We start from the raw sequence: 15,154 nt of genomic DNA, 5'->3' as shown, positions 1-15,154 counted from the left end.
TATGGGGATTGTGTTTTATCTTGCGTACAGTTTTTTCCCAACGATCGACGCAAGCGAGATGTCATCGTCGACAGTAATGCCAACATATGGGCGATCGGTCGGCCCGAACACATCGACCACACGGCCAACAGACGAGAGCGATTCATCAACAACCATCGTTCCGATATCAGGGTAGGTCTCATCGCGACAGCGGACGATCGCAAGCCCACCAGCGGTTCGAGAAACCGTCCCAACACGTGCTAATGCCATTGTATTACCCTCTGAGGATGCCAATATAAGCGGCCACTGCTTGCACAAGGTCGTTCTTTGAGGAGTCGTCCGATCGGTTCACAAGCACTCTTCCTCGTGGTTCGTACTCACGGGAGTAGGTCATGTCTCGTTCGATGGTGGCATCGTATCCAACCTGTTGGACGGCTTTTGCAAGCTCATCAACAGTTGGCTCTTCGACTGCGAGATCTTTCGGGACGCGCCGCCCCTCCGATCGGGTCAGCTCGATATCAAAATAGGCGGGGTAGATGACGTTCTCGACCATACGCTAATCACTGGTCGCCCCTCCTAATACGGTTTCGGAGTTCTACAGCGTGTTAGTCGCGTCGGAAGTACAACACACTCAGTATCAGTGCAGCGATCGCGGCGACGGGACCAAATCCAGGGATCGTTGTGTCCGTGTCAGCATCGCCGGCTGCATCGTCGGCTGCAGTCTCTGTCGGTGTTGCGTCATCTCCAGCATCGTCGGTGTCCGCATCATCAGTTGCTGAATCGGAATCGACCAGCGCTGCAGCCTCCGCTCTGCTCACAAAGTCGCTCTCATCGTACAGATCAGGATGAAGTTCTGCGGTGAGATTCTGCACCGAGAACACCACGCTTCGTGGTGCAGGCTGGTTGAGGTAGTTGACCTCCATCATCACGATCGCATCATTTTCAACCGCACGCGTTGATGCGTATGGTTCCTCTTCAAGCACAAACGTGGACTCTTCGGTCGCAATAAGATATTCCGGATCGAGCGACAGAACAACTTCATCGTTCATCACTTGATAGCCGTCAAACTCGTCGGCCGCAAGGTTGTCGCCGCCGGATGCGACGATCATTTCATGGATAAACGTGTCTCCACCGACAACAAAGTCGCCACCGAGTGGATACATAATGCCCGGGCGATCGGCATCTGTAGTTGCGGTAGCGGCTGCCTCAACGTTTGCATCCATCCACGCATTTGCTTCGGCCGCACCTTCGCAGTTCCCGGTGAGTTGGCCGACGATCGTGGTCGCTTCTCGAACCTCATCGAAGTCGGTTTCTTCCGGGAAGTGATAGACCGTCAACCCTGCATCGCGGAGGGCTTCGACCGTCTCGACGCTTGTTGCAGATGGTGCAAGCACGAGATCCGGCTCGGTGCTCACGACAAGTTCGATATTGACACCAAACTCTGTCGAGGAGACGTTTGTTCGGTCCTCAGCGCCATCAAGATAGTGGGCGAACTGTGACGTACCAACGACTTGCTCGGCACCCCCAATCTCCCACATAATCTGTGCGACGCTTGGATTTGTTGTTGTAACTCGTTCCGGTGGTTCCTCAAGCGTCACCTCTTCTCCCGTTGCATCAGTGAGTGTAATCGGGAACTCGCATTCTTCGGCGGTCTGTACTGAGGCGGCATCGGTTGCGGTTGGTGCGGCAGTTGCAGCCATCGGTGTCGCACCGATCGCAGCAAGCGACACCATCAGAATAAGAAGCAATACTTTGGTGTGGTGACGAAGTGACATCGTCCATACGAAGACAGTAATGCAATAAGTATTTACCTACTGCAAGTGCGCTTGTATATGATGACAGCGCGCCGAACCGCTGTAGCACACGCTGCGTGGTTAGCGGCGCTTTTGTGTCTCTCGATTATTGTCAGTGCAGGGATCGGGCCGGTGTATATTGAACCGATCAACGTTCTGAAGGTAATATTGAATGCGGTGTCAATCCCGGTTGGGGTTGCCGTTTCGTCTGATCAGGTGTCGATCGGATCTAGTGTGCTCCAGATCCCGGCGATGAATATCGTCTGGGGAGCTCCGTTTTCGTTTGCAACCGATCGGGTGCATGAACAGATCGTAATTGGGGTTCGACTCCCTCGGATTCTGCTTGCCGCAGCGGTGGGGTTTGCACTTGCAACTGCAGGGACCGTTATGCAGGGCTTTTTCCGTAATCCGATGGCCGATCCCTCAATTATTGGCGTCTCCTCAGGTGCGGCGGTTGGGGCAGTCGCGTTCATTGTTGCGCCTGCGATGATCCCATTCGGAATGGGGCTTCGCGGGGCTGCATTTGTCGGCGCGGTCGTAACTGCATTTGTCGTATATATGATTGCAACAGAGGGTGGGAAAACACCAGTTGCGACGCTGTTGCTCGCAGGGATTGCAATACAGGCGTTTTTAGGTTCGGTGATTACGTTTTTACAGCTCTACAGCGGTGAAAGCCTCCGTCAAGTTGTCCACTGGCTTATGGGACATTTTGGAAACGCTCGCTGGGGCGATGTCGGCATCACGTTCGTGCTTGTACCGCTGCTGTTTCTCATTATTTTGGCGTACGGACGCGATCTCAATGTCCTCCTGCTTGGAGAGGCCGATGCGAAAGGGTTGGGAGTGGAAGTTGAGCGGACCAAAAAAATACTGTTGGTTCTTTCCAGTGTGATTACTGCAGCGGCGGTTGCCGTGTCAGGAATTATTGGTTTTGTGGGGCTAATTGTCCCACACATGGTTCGGTTGATTGTGGGCCCCGATCATCGAATTTTGTTACCAACGGCTGCGCTTGCCGGCGGGTCGTTTTTGGTTATTACCGACACGATCGCACGGACTGCGCTTGGGGCATCTGATATCCCGGTCGGAATCGTAACCGCTGCGCTCGGCGCGCCATTTTTTATCTACCTGCTTGTTTCACGGGAGGTGCACAGCCTGTGAACACCACAGCCGCGAACTTCGAAGACGCTACAAACGCGACAGAGGAGCCGATCGTCTCAGTGGAGTCGCTCTCGGTCTCTCTCGGTGGGAGTACGGTGTTGTCAGATGTATCATGTACGATCGATCGGGGCCGCGTTGTTGGTGTGATCGGCCCGAATGGCGCGGGGAAAACAACCCTCTTGCGAGCGATTAACGGGACCGGCCCGATCGACGATGGAGAGATTACCGTTGCCGGCCGATCGGTGTCACGATGCGGAGCAACGGAGATGGCACGGCTTGTTGGGTCGGTCCCACAGTCGACACTGCTCTCGTTTTCGTTTACCGTTCGTGAGATCGTTGAGATGGGGCGACACCCACATATTTCACGGTTTGGTGCAATGGATCATGATGATGTGCGTGCGGTCGAAGCCGCGCTCGAGACGACCGAGACGTCCCAGTTTGCCGATCGACAAATTACAGCCGTCAGTGGTGGTGAACGCCAGCGCGTGTTGGTTGCGCGTGCGCTTGCACAGGAGACGCCTCTCTTGGTGTTAGATGAGCCAACTGCAAGTTTGGATATCAACCACGCAACGCGGACGCTCTCGCTTGTTCGTGAGCTTGCATCCGAAGAACGGACCGTAATTGCTGCCATTCACGATCTTGATCTGGCTGCCCGATACTGTGATGAGCTCTTGTTGGTTGCGTCTGGTGACGTGATTGCACAGGGGTCACCTGCAGAGGTATTGGGAGAAGATGCGATCGAAGCCGCATTCGAGACGTCAGTCGCAATCCCGACAGATCCTGTGACCGCGACCCAACGTGTTGTGCCACTTTCGTCAGTGCCATCCAATGAATGCGAACAAACCGTCCATATTGTTGGCCATGGTGGGCTTGCACGTGATGTGATCGTTTCTGCTGCTGAATCTGGTATCACCGGATCGATCGGAATCCTCTCTAAAACCGATAGCGCTGTTGATACCGCAACGGCACACGGGTTTGAAACGATTACAACATCACCACTGTCACCACCCTCAGAGCAGTGCCGATCGGACCTCGTTCGTGCCTGTGACAAGGCAGACCACGTGATCGCTGTACAACCACTGGATGAGACGAATCGCGAACTACTGTCTTCGGTTACCGTTGATTCCGATCGATGGTGGCAAGTAGAACAGACTGACGAGATCCGATCGGTTATTTTTGCAATTGTAGATAACAAAGATGCGCGAATTAACAGCTATTGACAGCCGAGAGCCAGACTCGACTGCTGCGAAACAGGTGCCTCAATTCTTTGGTATATGCCCAGTTAACATATCATAACAATATGATATAAAACCTACAGTCCGTTTAGCAGAGAACAGTATTCACTCGTATATCTGACCGTTTGTTCACATCACGTTCTTCAACCACCGATCGTACAGCTGGTCACCGATGAGCGTGCCAATGAGCACGGAAATGACGGTGAAGGAGCCGACAGAGACGAGGACGAACGTCACCCACTGCGTTCGTGGTTCAGTTGGTGGCCAAATGAACTGTAGTGACGACAGGACGAGATCCCAAAAAATGAGTAATTGAGCGATCGCAACAAGTAGGCTGATCGCAAATCTAACCTTGAGCCGATCGCCAGAGGGCCCAGGCTGTGGCGTTGGAAACTGTGGATCGTCTGCCCAGTCGTCGGACATAGATGTGCTTGTACCTCCACCTGCAAAATACAATCGAGATTGCAGGGAGATCGACAATAAAAACGGTATTGTTACTCGTTTAGGCCATCACCACTACAGCATGAGTGAGTTGGAGTCCGTTCCATGTGTTTGTGTTGCCCCGACTTCGGGGGAGACAACGCGACAAGCGCTTGCAGACGCTGATGTGTTGGACGCAGCGTATGCCATTACGTCGATCGATGGACGACTCTGTATTCCAGTGACTGACCCAGAGCGAGCGAGTGCTGTGTTGGAGTCCGAACAGGGGGCCGCTGTGATTGAATCACAGCCATTGGAGCGCCGATCGAAACCACAATCGCCTGCGGATATTCTCGGCTATGAGCCATCGATCGATCGACTTGGTGATATCGTCATTTTGGATGAAGATGATCCCGAGACTGCACGTGAGATCGCAGACGCAGTCGGTGAGTCACATGTTCCTGCAAAGACGATCGTCAACCGAGCCTCTCCAATCCAAGGCGAGCTTCGGATCCGCGAGTGGGACGTCTTGGTCTCGGATACCGAGGCCGATTTGAAGCCAACGGAGACGGTTCACAAGGAGTATGGACACGAGTTTCTTGTTGATATCTCAGAGATGTACTTTTCGCCGCGGCTCGCAACCGAGCGAAATCGGGTGTCAGAACAGATTTCGGCTGGTGAGCATGTGTTTGATATGTTTGCTGGTGCAGGCCCGTTTGCCATCCCCGCAGCTGCACGGGGGGCGGCTGTTGTTGCGGTTGATTTGAACGACACTGCGATCGAGTATCTTACCACCAATGCCGAACGAAACGGTGTTGGCGATCGGATTACTGCTCACTGTGGCGATGTTCGAGATGTGAGTCGGGAGTATGGCGACTGGGCCGATCGCATCGTGATGAACCTGCCACACAGTGCGGATGCGTTTGTCGAGACCGCGATCGAGGTTGCAGGTGACTCGTGTGTGGTTCACTACTACGATATCCAGTCAGCGGCCGATCCGTTTACACCGGGAATTGAGCGGTTTGAGACTGCTGCTGCGGGCGCGTATTCGGTGACTGTTATCGGTGAGACGGTTGTGCGATCGTACTCACCACACGAGGTGAACGTCTGTCTCGATCTCCGGCTCGATCGCGTCGATGAGTGATGAGTAAAATAGGTCGATCGGATTGCAAAGTTTCTGTATGGTTGTAAGTAGCAGTCGTCACTTCTTTCGCAACGCTTATCCGATCGATCGCGGTACTACAGAGTGTACGACACCGTGCCGGTGTAGCTCAGCTGGCAGAGCGAATCCTTCGTAAGGATTAGGCCGAGGGTTCAAATCCCTCCACCGGCTTCAAAAAGGGTTTGATCCCCTGAATTTTCGTAGTCGATCAAAGACGATGTTTCTTGCTGAGAACTGTCGTCTCACCGTAAGCGATCGAGAATTCGTTTTTCGACTTAATTATCCTCGACCGCAAGCGGTGAGCCTACATGCAAGAACCGACCAACTGAGAGCATGAGCGAAAACGATCGAGTGCTGTGGATCGGAATTGCAGTGATTTCACTAACAAGTGTGTTGCTCCTTGTTGGGCTTGGGTTGATTGGGTTGGGAGGGGCGATCGTCTATGCGATCGTACTGCTCGGGCTGTTAGCGCTGGGTCGTCGAATCCTCTCTGATCTCCGACCACGGTATTGAATGTCCGACCGTTCGACTGTCTCCGTGTCAGTACTTTGAAGATGTTATCGTGATAATGATAGTTATTTGGTAACTATCTTAATAACATTTTATATCGTTGTTAACGGTATATTTATATTAACTGTTTTCGTGGGTAAAATTGCGTCGGCGAACGGTATACAAATTTTACACCTGGTTGGGTGTGGGCGATCGTTGACGCATTTTTATCGTGAAGAGAGCGATCGCCGACTATTCGGAGAGAACAATTGCTGATGAATTGTGAATATGGTCAGTGACAACGTGAAACATACGTGGCTGCTGTATACAGATGATCTGTGGCTACTATACGCTTATTTTCTTGACAAAGATTGTGAAACCACACATATATTTTTTAATTTAGCTACTGAATACAATTGGTACTGGGAATGGCCCCCAGTGAGACCACCGATCGACTGTCGAGCGTAGCGAGCATACTGCGCAGCGTGATTGGGTAGGCATATCCACACTTCGACAGTCCTTCGGATTGTCACCGCCCATCTCTTGGTAAATTGAGAGATAATTTTAATAGGGTTGTGGACACAGTGTGTGCTGGAGGCATCATACCGATCGTCGCCGGATCATCTGATGGCACCACCTGCGGCACTGGTCCCTGCCTCCACGTCTTTCCAACGCTTATTTAATGCTGAGCGCGTGCACGATCGAGTTACAGACGAAATGAGGGGTCTATATGCAACACCCACACCCCTCATTTCGTCTGTTCTCTGCTCCGAAGGAGGGGTGGGGGGGTGTATCGATCGGATAATATCGGTGATTGTAACCGGGTTGAAAAGATTCAAATATAGTGTATTGGTCCGTGTGTCAGTGTAACAGACGAAATGAGGGGTGTGTTGGTGGTAAGAGTCACCTTGGCGATACGGCTCAGCTATCAAAACAGAAGTACAAGAATGTATTCTCAACAGATGTGGAATGTATTCCCGACAGGTGTGAGGACTTATGCACTCTCAAGATCGCGTCGAGTTTCAAGAACTGCATCAGCGTCCATGACAAGTTCGTATTTGAAGTGGACACCACCAGCTCGGCCTTCATTACGTTCCGTTCGATCGAGAAAACCGAGCATTGTTAGATCTGCGAGGTGATTTTGAATACTTTTGAGCGTTGTCAGTGGATCGTGACCCCAATTTGTTGCAACGTTCTCATACTGTGTTCGGATCGTTTTTGATTTCGCAGGTGTTTTTTCATCGAGTTCGAGTCGGGCAACGGTTTCAAGCACAAGTTGGCCATGAATCGTCTGGTCTCGAACCTTGTTTTTTACTCGGCCGCGTTGGACACGCTCTTCTGCAAGTTGGATGTGTTCGTCAGTGATTGTGGTTGCATCGCGCTCTTCAGCAACATCGCCTCCTTCTCGAAGCAGATCGATCGCCTGCCGTGCACTCCCTGTGTCTTTGGCTGCGATTGCAGCACAGAGTGCGATTGCGGAGTTATCGTACGCATCTTCAATGAACGCTTTTTCAGCACGTTGGGTGAGGATCGATTTGAGCTCGCTTGCATCGTATGGGGAAAACGAGATCTCCTTTTCCATCAACGTATCTTTGACTTTTGGACTGAGTGTCGATCGGAACGTGTAGTTGTTGCTAATACCGATTACACCAACTCGTGCTGTTGAGAGATTTCCGTTTGCACGTGCACGGGGCAGTTCATACAACAGTGAATCTGGATTGGAAAGGTGGTCAATCTCATCGAGAATGAACAGGAACGATCCTTCGCGATCGTCCATCTCCTCATACAGTGTGTCGAGAGCGTATGCCGTTGAGAGACCGGTTTCCGGGAAGGTATCGTCTGTGTCGTCTCGAATGCTGTTAATGAGTGCTCGAACCGTTCGATAAACCGTATGGTCGTTACAGTTAATCGAGTGGACGTGGAGGGGGTCTGCTTCAGCACGGTTCTGTACTTCCGATCGGAGCGCATCCATCATGTACTCGGTGACCGCAGTTTTGCCGACACCCGTTTTCCCATAAATGAAGATGTTTGCCGGGTTTCGCCCAAAGAGAACGTCTTTGAGTGCGTTTGTATATGCCTCAATTTCGGAGTCGCGTTCGAGAATAATATCTGGACGATATTCCTCCGAGAGGATATTCTTGTCCTCAAAAAGGGTCTGTGTAATATCTGTAAACGGATCGTCCATATTAGTATACGCTAGTTACTTACTAACTGTATATATACCTTGTTTTGTATGTTTCGTGTGATTCGTTTGGTTTATATATGTTTTGCTTTTTGTGACTGTCGCTGCGATCGAGGGGGTATCTTCGGAGCATGGAACAGACGAAATGAGGGGTGTGGGTGTTCAACATTTTGGTCATTTGTGCCCTCATTCAACACCCCACCCCACCTTCGGAGCGAAGAACAGACGAAATGAGGGGTGTGGGTGTACCCGATCGGACTTGTAGCTGTGTGCCATGTGTCAGCATAACGAACGAATAGTGGGGTGGTTAGAGTATACTCCGATCGTCCAGACAGCCCCCTACCTTCGGAGCGAAGAACAGACGAAATGAGGGGTGTGGGTGTGGTATTAGTGGAACTGTTCAGCGAGCCATTGGTGTGTCGTTTCGGTGAGGCGATCGCGTGCAGTTTCGTCGGTGATTGTCGCGGTGCCATCACCTCGTTGCTCGCCATAGGAGCCAAACTGCGCATGTGTCATTCCCTCGATTTCGACAATCGTTGCATCCGGTGGCAGCAGTGTTCTTCCTGTTTGTTCAGCTTCTTGATTGATGATTTTATCTTCCGTTCCAAGAATCGAGAGCACTGAAATTGGTTGCTCGGAGATATCCACATCACAGTACGAGCCGTGCAAAAGGAGTCCGTCCGTCTCGCTGGATTCGACGTATCGACAGGCTGCTGCACCACCAAGGGAGTGTCCACCAACAACCCAGGTGTCGATCATTAGATAGTCCGATTGGATTCGATCGGCCCGGTTAACATCGGTGATCGCAAGATCAAGCGGCATCTTTGGAATGATGATGTGGACATCTTCTTCGCCAGCGATCGGTGCCAGCGTTTGCAGGTAAGCTGCTGGGTCAACAAGTGCTCCGGGGTAGTAGACGAGTCCGATCGTGTCTGTGGTTGGCTGGTCGCTCGCAATTGTATAGCCCTGCCCGTAGCGATCGATCGAGACGCCCTGTTCTGTTTCGATCGCAGTCATGTCTGTGTCCGTTGCCTCGTAGCTGTAGTAGTCGAGTGCAATAATGGCACCGGCGATCGTTGCAACGACGAGTACGACTATCCAGACGGCGATCCGTTCTTTCGAACTCATACAGAAATGCCTCTGTGAATGAGGGTAAGCATATCGAGCGTATATTCACTATCGCTCACAGTCGTCTTGATAATGATACCCTGAAGTGTCATATTTCAAAATATCATTTGTTTGGCCTGTTTTGATCATTCTGCTCTATGAGATCGGATTCGATCGTGCCGATCGGAAGCTCATAGGTGATGATACTCCCTCGAGGTTCGTTATCCGTGAGCTCAAGTGTCCCGCCTAATGCGGTGATCGTCCAGTACATCATCCAGAGGCCGATCCCCGATCCATGCGCGAGTGGTGTTTCTGTCCCGCTTAAGATCACGTTCCACTCATCTTGCGGGATTCCGGGGCCATCGTCTGCAATCTCAATGCGAATACTTCCTGCGTCTACGAGTTCTGTTACTGTGACTTCGATCTGTGGCCGTTCTTGGTCACTATACACGATTGCATTTTCGAGGGCCTCATCGATTGCAATCTGGAGCAGGCTCCCGTTTTGAATGTGGCGACCACCTCTCACATCGATCGAAAAGTCGATATCTACATCCGGATGACGTGCTCTGCGTTGCTCGACAAACTTTCCAATCGTTTCGACGCCCATCGTGTGTTGCTCGTATCGCCGCCGAAAGAGTTCACGAATATCACGTGACCTGTTGCTTATTGCCTCTAATTGTGCGGCTTGATTCTGGATCGCTCTCAGTGCGGCTCTGTCACCTGGATCTACTGTCTTGTCTTCGAGCATCTCAGCGTACCCCTGGATCGCGTTGACCGAGTTCCGCACGTTGTGTCGGAGGACACGACTCATCACACCAAGCACTTCCTCCGTGAACTGTTGGTCAGTGACGTCATCTTCAACAGACACAAAATGTGTAATTTCTCCATGTCCATTCGTAATCGGAACGATCTTTTGTTCAACCGTATATCGCTCCCCGGTTTTCCGCTGGTTCGTAATGGTTGCTTCCCACACCTCACCAGCCGTAATCGTCTCCCACAACGCTTCGTAAAACGCGCTGTCTTGTGCGCCAGAGTTGAGTATCCGTGGCGTCTGCCCAATCGCTTCCGTAGCCATAAAGCCAGTTGTCTCTTCGAATTGTGAATTGACGTACTTGATTGTCCCGTCGACATCCGTAATAAACAGCGACTTCTCAACCGCATTCGCTTGTGTTTCGAACAATGTCTGTTCCTGTTCGTATGCCTTCTGTGCTGATATGTCCTCTTGGAAGCCAAGGAAGTGGGTCACATCGCCATCGTCATTGGTGACTGGTTGGATTGAGAGCCGGTTCCAGAACATCGATCCATCTTTGCGATAGTTCCGTAATTCGACTGTGACTGGTACCTCATTCTCGATCGCATTGCGTACCTTCGCCACAGGCTCCGGTCTGGTCTGTTCCCCTTGTAGAAACCGGCAGTTCTGCCCAATGATTTCTTCGCGTGGATAGCCTGTTAGCTGGACAAACCCGTCGTTGATATAGATCAGTGGCTCATCATCTTGTCGAGCATCAGCGATGGAGATCCCGATCGGCGAGGAATCCATCGTCTTCGTGACCAGTCCGGAGGCATTGAGTTCCGAATCAATATCAAAAAAGAGCGTCTGAATTCTGTTTTGGCCCTCCCACTTGATGGGTGAGCTGAGCGTGATCACTTCTCGAGAGTCGCCACTCCCGTCTAAAATCGTGATAGCGAGGCCTAATGCGGGTGTGGAGCCTGTCTCAATCCGATCGAACTGACCAACTAATCTGTCGTGGTCTGAAGGTGCAATATAGTCACGAATTGATGCCCCAATAACTGACTCACGAGAGTCAAAATTGAAGAGTGACAGAAATGAACTTGTAACGTGGATAACCTCGTCCTTGTCGTGAATAACGATCGCTCCAACGTAGGTTGGAGAGTTAGGGTACAACATACGTCTTGATTTGATTATCATTACATCTGTCAGCTATTATACTTTGAGAAGTATACAATCTGATCGCTCGTAGTTATTGTAAGATCAGATTTTTGTGGTACTCATTGTCATTGTGGTGAGATGCGCCACCATCAGCAACACAGATCCACTGTTAAAAGGGTGTCTCGTCGACTGATCGATCGCGGTGTTTAATCCGATCGGCCAACCAGTCTCTGTATGCTTACCTTTGTTGGGCTTGGGCTCTATGACGCATCATCGGTGACTGTTGAAGGCCGGAACCGGATTCTATCGGCCGATCGCGTTTTTGCTGAGTTCTACACCAGTCAGTTAGTGGGGGCAACCGTTTCGGAGTTGGAGGCTGCACACGATGTTGAGATTGAAGTCCGCGATCGCGCTGGCGTTGAGCAGGATCCAGAGCCGATCCTCTCGGCTGCAGAAACCGAGGACGTGGTCTTTCTGACGGCGGGTGATACCATGATCTCAACAACGCACGTCGATCTTCGGATTCGAGCCGAAGAACGTGGGGTTGAGACTCGTGTGATTCATGGGGTGACCGCTGAGACTGCGGCGAGTGGATTGACTGGCTTGCAGAACTATCGCTTTGGCAAAGCAGTGACGCTGCCGTTCCCGTTCGTCCACGGTGGGGATGATGTGCCACAAAGTATGATCGACTCGATCGAAGCGAATCGTGAACGCGGCTTGCATACGATCGTCTATCTGGATATCAAGGTGGATTATGTGCCTCGGCGGGGTGGGCCTGATGAGCACGAGGAGTTTATGACGGCCGACTATGCGGCGGCGCTGTTGGCTTCTGGGTGGAAAGATGAGCTGGCGGTTGTTGTTGCTCGTGCAGGGAGTCCTGAGCCGGTTGTCCGAGCTGACACGTTGTCTGTGCTTGCTACTGAAGAGTTTGGTGAGCCGCTGCATCTGCTCGTCATTCCGGGCGACGTGCATCATATCGAGGCCGATGCGCTTGTTTCGTTGGCTGGTGCGCCGCGATCGCTTGTTGAATAGTCCAAATCGTCAGTGAAGGTCGATCGCATACGTCTGTGGACGGGCTGACACTCGGCCATCCATACAGATGCCGTTGGCTTATTGGTGATCAGTGCTTTCGTGTATACGCTCCACGCGGGCTGTAACCCAATCCAACACCGTAAACAGCACGCCAAGATGGTGTTCTTCATCGATCGGTGATGGTTCAACACGCGCTGCTGTTGGCGGTGGATGGTAGTGCGATCGAGGGTTGTCCGGTTTTGGATGGCGATCCCACCGACAGTGCCATTGATTGTTCTCCACTTTCTCGTGATAATGAAAACTGTAGTCGCCTCCTTCGAACCATCGAACATCGAGTCTGACTGTGTGAACCGTATCTGGATACTGCTGCGAATCAAGTTCTAGTTCAAGCACCCGTGGTGAGATTCGATCTGGCCGAAATTGGGCGCTGACAACAAGCGGATGTGAGTGCGATCGCTGTGCAATGGATTCAATTGTTGGAATATCAAGTGGGCCACTCGGTATCTTACCGCCGTCCATTAGACTTAGGCCTGTACCCATTCATTTGCTGTGTCGTCGATCCGTTGCAGTGCTCGTGAGATGACTGTAATATCTCGACGAACAGTTCGCCATTCAGTCAGCTCATCCCAATATGTATGGATCTCCTCGTGTGTTTTTTGTTCTGGGTGGTCAGTCTCCTCGATCGCGGCAACTGCATCCGGCGTTGGAACGCTATACTGGTCTTGGAACTGCGAGTCTGCAGCAATAAGTTCGTCGAGCTGATCACGCAGCTCTGTTCGCGTATGTGTCTTTGCGATCGTTTCAATCCGTTTCCACACAAAATACGATTGGTTCCGCCGATACGTTGCTGGACGACCGGTGGTCTTTGTTGCAATATCCATCTCGACTAGCTGTTCAAGCCCATTCCGAGCAGCATTCTCCGAGCAGTCTGCTACCGCAGCGAATTCACCCGCTGTTTTTGGCTCTGTTGTCCCAACGAGAACATCATACACACGCTGAAACGTCGTTCGTCCATCTGTCCATCGCTTTTTTGTGGGTACAGACTTTGGTTCGTCGTCTCGCTTTGTATTTCGATCGCTCATACTGTCTGTTTTGATTGTGGCGCATATATATGTGTTGGCGCACATATATTATGTTATTGGTGGTCCATCGAGAGGCGCGCGAATACTGCATTTCACTATCGTGACTGCTCAATCACGGTGTGTACTCCAATCGGCCGATCGTATCTTTACTCCGTTCCACACTAGTTGTCCACGGCGGGGCTGACGTCCCTCAAGTATGATTGACTCGATCGAAGCCGATCGCGAACGCGGGTTGCATACGATCGCTGCAGCTGGCTCAGTCCGATCGCAGCGCTGGATCCTCGCCAACTGCCGTCCGTGGGAGATTGAGTGCTTCTTCGAGGTTGTGTTCCTCGCCAGTGAGCAAGTAGAGCAAGTCTTCGAGAACAACAAGCAGTTCTGGGAGCACTCGGACTACCAGATATGCAATGACCATGAGCGCGATGACGGCCCCGAACTGGCTAATGATCCGATCGGAGACGAGGAAGGAGACTCGATACGGATTGTCGGCTCCAAAGAGGAACAGGACGAGATCGGGTGCCCAGTGCATATACTGGTTGCCGGTGACGACGGTGATGAACACCATACGGATGATGTTGAGCACGAAAATGATTGAGAACGAAAGCGCGATCGCACTGAGTTTTCGTTTCAGTGGCGCTTTGACTGCGGCGATGAGTCCGCCGAAGATCGCCATGCTTCCAATACCAGTGCACGCAAGGATGACTGAGACACGATATTGGTGTCCATCTTCGAGCGTCCACAGGAAGGCTGCGTCATAGCCTTCGATGCTTTCGGTGAACACATACTCATACCCCATTGCACTGATGATGACGGCGGTGATATCTGCGACGAACTCGATCAGGACGCGCCGTGGCTCAGGGATATGGATGCCGGCGATCGTCATTGCGGGAATTGTCTCGAATGGGAGATAGAGGAGGCCCATCACACCGATCGCTCGTGAGAGAATAAACAGGGTATTTCGACCCTCATAGAGAAGTTTGGCCGTATAGAGACAGAGCGGGAGTGCGACAAGGCTCAAGATCCCTTCGACGTAGCTCTGGTGTTCAAATGCAAAGTATGGAAAGACGTTGAACCAGAACAGACCGAAGACGACGAATGCCGCCACTGCCGTGTAGCGGGCTGGTTGGAGGCTCCCATCCGTTCTGTGTGCTCGCCACTCAAGGAGGCTGGCTGTGAGAAAGAGGAGGATCGACAGCCAGATCATTGCATCTGCGAGGGTGCCAAAAGAGAATATTTCAGCACGGAGCCACGCGATCGGGTCCATTAGCCTATGATGCGTAATGCGCGGATAAATCCCTTGTCGTTCACTGCGAGCCGGACGCACAACTGTCGTACGCTCTCGTTACCACGCTATGTCTTGCAAGTAAGATGGTGTTAAATCAGGCCTCCGTGACTCACAGCCGATCGGTCAGAACCGATCTAAACGGGTTGGCTTTGAGAGTACGAAGTCCGGTCGCGGAGTCGCAGGGAGTGACGCTATCGTATGCGTGTGTTAGTGTGGGAGCGATCGCTCTCAGGGTATTGGTGGTCGCAAAAGCGACAGCACGGGGGGTGCCTCGTCGAACACAGTACGACGACGTATGGCGGGATCTGTGCTGTCGGTTATGATAGTGATGGTCTCCGGTGC

The 15,154-nt window shown here is 51.9% G+C and carries 15 protein-coding genes and 1 tRNA gene; 6 read left to right on the top strand and 10 right to left on the bottom strand.

The genetic code is table 11. From position 1 onward, the window contains the following. Positions 1–15: 15 nt before the first annotated feature. From AArcSt2_RS11400 to AArcSt2_RS11390, 3 genes are read right to left on the bottom strand one after another with little or no spacing between them, the layout of a single operon-like run. A complete protein-coding gene (locus AArcSt2_RS11400) occupies positions 16–249 on the bottom strand; it encodes an H/ACA ribonucleoprotein complex subunit GAR1 (protein ID WP_250584758.1) in 234 nt (77 codons plus the stop codon). A 4-nt stretch (positions 250–253) separates the two neighbouring features. Further along, positions 254–532, bottom strand: coding sequence for a signal recognition particle subunit SRP19 (srp19, locus tag AArcSt2_RS11395; RefSeq protein ID WP_174653322.1), 279 nt, complete (start codon positions 530–532; stop codon positions 254–256). 52 nt (positions 533–584) lie between these two features. Then, on the bottom strand, positions 585–1,754 hold the full coding sequence (locus AArcSt2_RS11390; RefSeq protein WP_250584757.1) for a PGF-CTERM-anchored ABC transporter substrate-binding protein: 1,170 nt from the start codon (positions 1,752–1,754) through the stop codon (positions 585–587). A 60-nt stretch (positions 1,755–1,814) separates the two neighbouring features. On the opposite strand from AArcSt2_RS11390, the gene btuC reads away from it, so the two are divergent. Both btuC and AArcSt2_RS11380 read left to right on the top strand, forming a co-directional pair. After that, the gene (btuC, locus tag AArcSt2_RS11385; protein ID WP_250584905.1) at positions 1,815–2,927 is read left to right on the top strand and encodes a vitamin B12 ABC transporter permease BtuC; all 1,113 of its coding nucleotides are present in this window, start codon (positions 1,815–1,817) and stop codon (positions 2,925–2,927) included. Further along, positions 2,924–4,147, top strand: a complete 1,224-nt coding sequence (locus AArcSt2_RS11380) for an ATP-binding cassette domain-containing protein (RefSeq protein WP_174653319.1) — start codon at positions 2,924–2,926, stop codon at positions 4,145–4,147. The genes btuC and AArcSt2_RS11380 overlap by 4 nt, the downstream gene beginning before the upstream one ends. A gap of 144 nt (positions 4,148–4,291) precedes the next feature. Here AArcSt2_RS11380 and AArcSt2_RS11375 read toward each other — a convergent pair whose 3' ends face one another. Further along, a complete protein-coding gene (locus AArcSt2_RS11375; protein WP_250584755.1) occupies positions 4,292–4,585 on the bottom strand; it encodes a hypothetical protein in 294 nt (97 codons plus the stop codon). A 100-nt stretch (positions 4,586–4,685) separates the two neighbouring features. Between AArcSt2_RS11375 and AArcSt2_RS11370 the strand changes: the two genes are divergently transcribed. From AArcSt2_RS11370 to AArcSt2_RS11360, 3 genes are all read left to right on the top strand, one after another. Next, on the top strand, positions 4,686–5,726 hold the full coding sequence (locus AArcSt2_RS11370; protein WP_250584753.1) for a class I SAM-dependent methyltransferase: 1,041 nt from the start codon (positions 4,686–4,688) through the stop codon (positions 5,724–5,726). Positions 5,727–5,842: 116 nt separating this feature from the next. Then, a tRNA-Thr gene (locus AArcSt2_RS11365) sits at positions 5,843–5,915 on the top strand. Positions 5,916–6,077: 162 nt separating this feature from the next. Further along, complete coding sequence (locus tag AArcSt2_RS11360; RefSeq protein WP_250584751.1) at positions 6,078–6,257, top strand: hypothetical protein; 180 nt, start codon at positions 6,078–6,080, stop codon at positions 6,255–6,257. Between the two features lie 970 nt (positions 6,258–7,227). Here AArcSt2_RS11360 and AArcSt2_RS11355 read toward each other — a convergent pair. The 3 genes from AArcSt2_RS11355 to AArcSt2_RS11345 form a co-directional block, all read right to left on the bottom strand. Beyond that, a complete protein-coding gene (locus AArcSt2_RS11355; protein WP_174653315.1) occupies positions 7,228–8,418 on the bottom strand; it encodes an orc1/cdc6 family replication initiation protein in 1,191 nt (396 codons plus the stop codon). Positions 8,419–8,802: 384 nt separating this feature from the next. Then, the gene (locus tag AArcSt2_RS11350) at positions 8,803–9,543 is read right to left on the bottom strand and encodes an alpha/beta hydrolase (protein WP_250584749.1); all 741 of its coding nucleotides are present in this window, start codon (positions 9,541–9,543) and stop codon (positions 8,803–8,805) included. Between the two features lie 103 nt (positions 9,544–9,646). Continuing rightward, positions 9,647–11,431, bottom strand: coding sequence for a PAS domain-containing protein (locus tag AArcSt2_RS11345; protein ID WP_250584747.1), 1,785 nt, complete (start codon positions 11,429–11,431; stop codon positions 9,647–9,649). 216 nt (positions 11,432–11,647) lie between these two features. Between AArcSt2_RS11345 and dph5 the strand changes: the two genes are divergently transcribed. After that, positions 11,648–12,445, top strand: coding sequence for a diphthine synthase (gene dph5, locus AArcSt2_RS11340; protein WP_250584745.1), 798 nt, complete (start codon positions 11,648–11,650; stop codon positions 12,443–12,445). A 78-nt stretch (positions 12,446–12,523) separates the two neighbouring features. Here dph5 and AArcSt2_RS11335 read toward each other — a convergent pair whose 3' ends face one another. The 3 genes from AArcSt2_RS11335 to artA all read right to left on the bottom strand — a co-directional run bounded on the left by AArcSt2_RS11335 (position 12,524) and on the right by artA (position 14,731). Continuing rightward, positions 12,524–12,964 carry a toxin-antitoxin system TumE family protein gene (locus tag AArcSt2_RS11335; protein WP_250584743.1) on the bottom strand — a complete coding sequence of 147 codons (441 nt, stop codon included), beginning with the start codon at positions 12,962–12,964 and terminating at the stop codon, positions 12,524–12,526. 5 nt (positions 12,965–12,969) lie between these two features. After that, positions 12,970–13,527: a DUF7342 family protein gene (locus AArcSt2_RS11330; RefSeq protein ID WP_250584742.1), complete on the bottom strand. Its 558-nt coding sequence runs from the start codon at positions 13,525–13,527 to the stop codon at positions 12,970–12,972. Between the two features lie 256 nt (positions 13,528–13,783). Then, a complete protein-coding gene (gene artA, locus AArcSt2_RS11325; protein ID WP_250584903.1) occupies positions 13,784–14,731 on the bottom strand; it encodes an archaeosortase A in 948 nt (315 codons plus the stop codon). Positions 14,732–15,154 lie beyond the last annotated feature (423 nt).

This window comes from Natronocalculus amylovorans, assembly GCF_023638035.1.
GTDB lineage: Archaea > Halobacteriota > Halobacteria > Halobacteriales > Haloferacaceae > Natronocalculus > Natronocalculus amylovorans.
This window is presented reverse-complemented; position numbering and strand designations above follow the sequence as displayed.

Bases quoted from the DNA above. Each gene is read 5' to 3' on its own strand.
- AArcSt2_RS11350 (WP_250584749.1), bottom strand. From the start codon at position 9,543: ATGAGTTCGAAAGAACGGATCGCCGTCTGGATAGTCGTACTCGTCGTT.
- srp19 (WP_174653322.1), bottom strand. From the start codon at position 532: ATGGTCGAGAACGTCATCTACCCCGCCTATTTTGATATCGAGCTGACC.
- artA (WP_250584903.1), bottom strand. From the start codon at position 14,731: ATGATCTGGCTGTCGATCCTCCTCTTTCTCACAGCCAGCCTCCTTGAG.
- AArcSt2_RS11335 (WP_250584743.1), bottom strand. From the start codon at position 12,964: ATGGACGGCGGTAAGATACCGAGTGGCCCACTTGATATTCCAACAATT.
- dph5 (WP_250584745.1), top strand. From the start codon at position 11,648: ATGCTTACCTTTGTTGGGCTTGGGCTCTATGACGCATCATCGGTGACT.
- AArcSt2_RS11375 (WP_250584755.1), bottom strand. From the start codon at position 4,585: ATGTCCGACGACTGGGCAGACGATCCACAGTTTCCAACGCCACAGCCT.
- btuC (WP_250584905.1), top strand. From the start codon at position 1,815: ATGACAGCGCGCCGAACCGCTGTAGCACACGCTGCGTGGTTAGCGGCG.
- AArcSt2_RS11400 (WP_250584758.1), bottom strand. From the start codon at position 249: ATGGCATTAGCACGTGTTGGGACGGTTTCTCGAACCGCTGGTGGGCTT.
- AArcSt2_RS11370 (WP_250584753.1), top strand. From the start codon at position 4,686: ATGAGTGAGTTGGAGTCCGTTCCATGTGTTTGTGTTGCCCCGACTTCG.
- AArcSt2_RS11345 (WP_250584747.1), bottom strand. From the start codon at position 11,431: ATGTTGTACCCTAACTCTCCAACCTACGTTGGAGCGATCGTTATTCAC.
- AArcSt2_RS11360 (WP_250584751.1), top strand. From the start codon at position 6,078: ATGAGCGAAAACGATCGAGTGCTGTGGATCGGAATTGCAGTGATTTCA.
- AArcSt2_RS11390 (WP_250584757.1), bottom strand. From the start codon at position 1,754: ATGTCACTTCGTCACCACACCAAAGTATTGCTTCTTATTCTGATGGTG.
- AArcSt2_RS11330 (WP_250584742.1), bottom strand. From the start codon at position 13,527: ATGAGCGATCGAAATACAAAGCGAGACGACGAACCAAAGTCTGTACCC.
- AArcSt2_RS11355 (WP_174653315.1), bottom strand. From the start codon at position 8,418: ATGGACGATCCGTTTACAGATATTACACAGACCCTTTTTGAGGACAAG.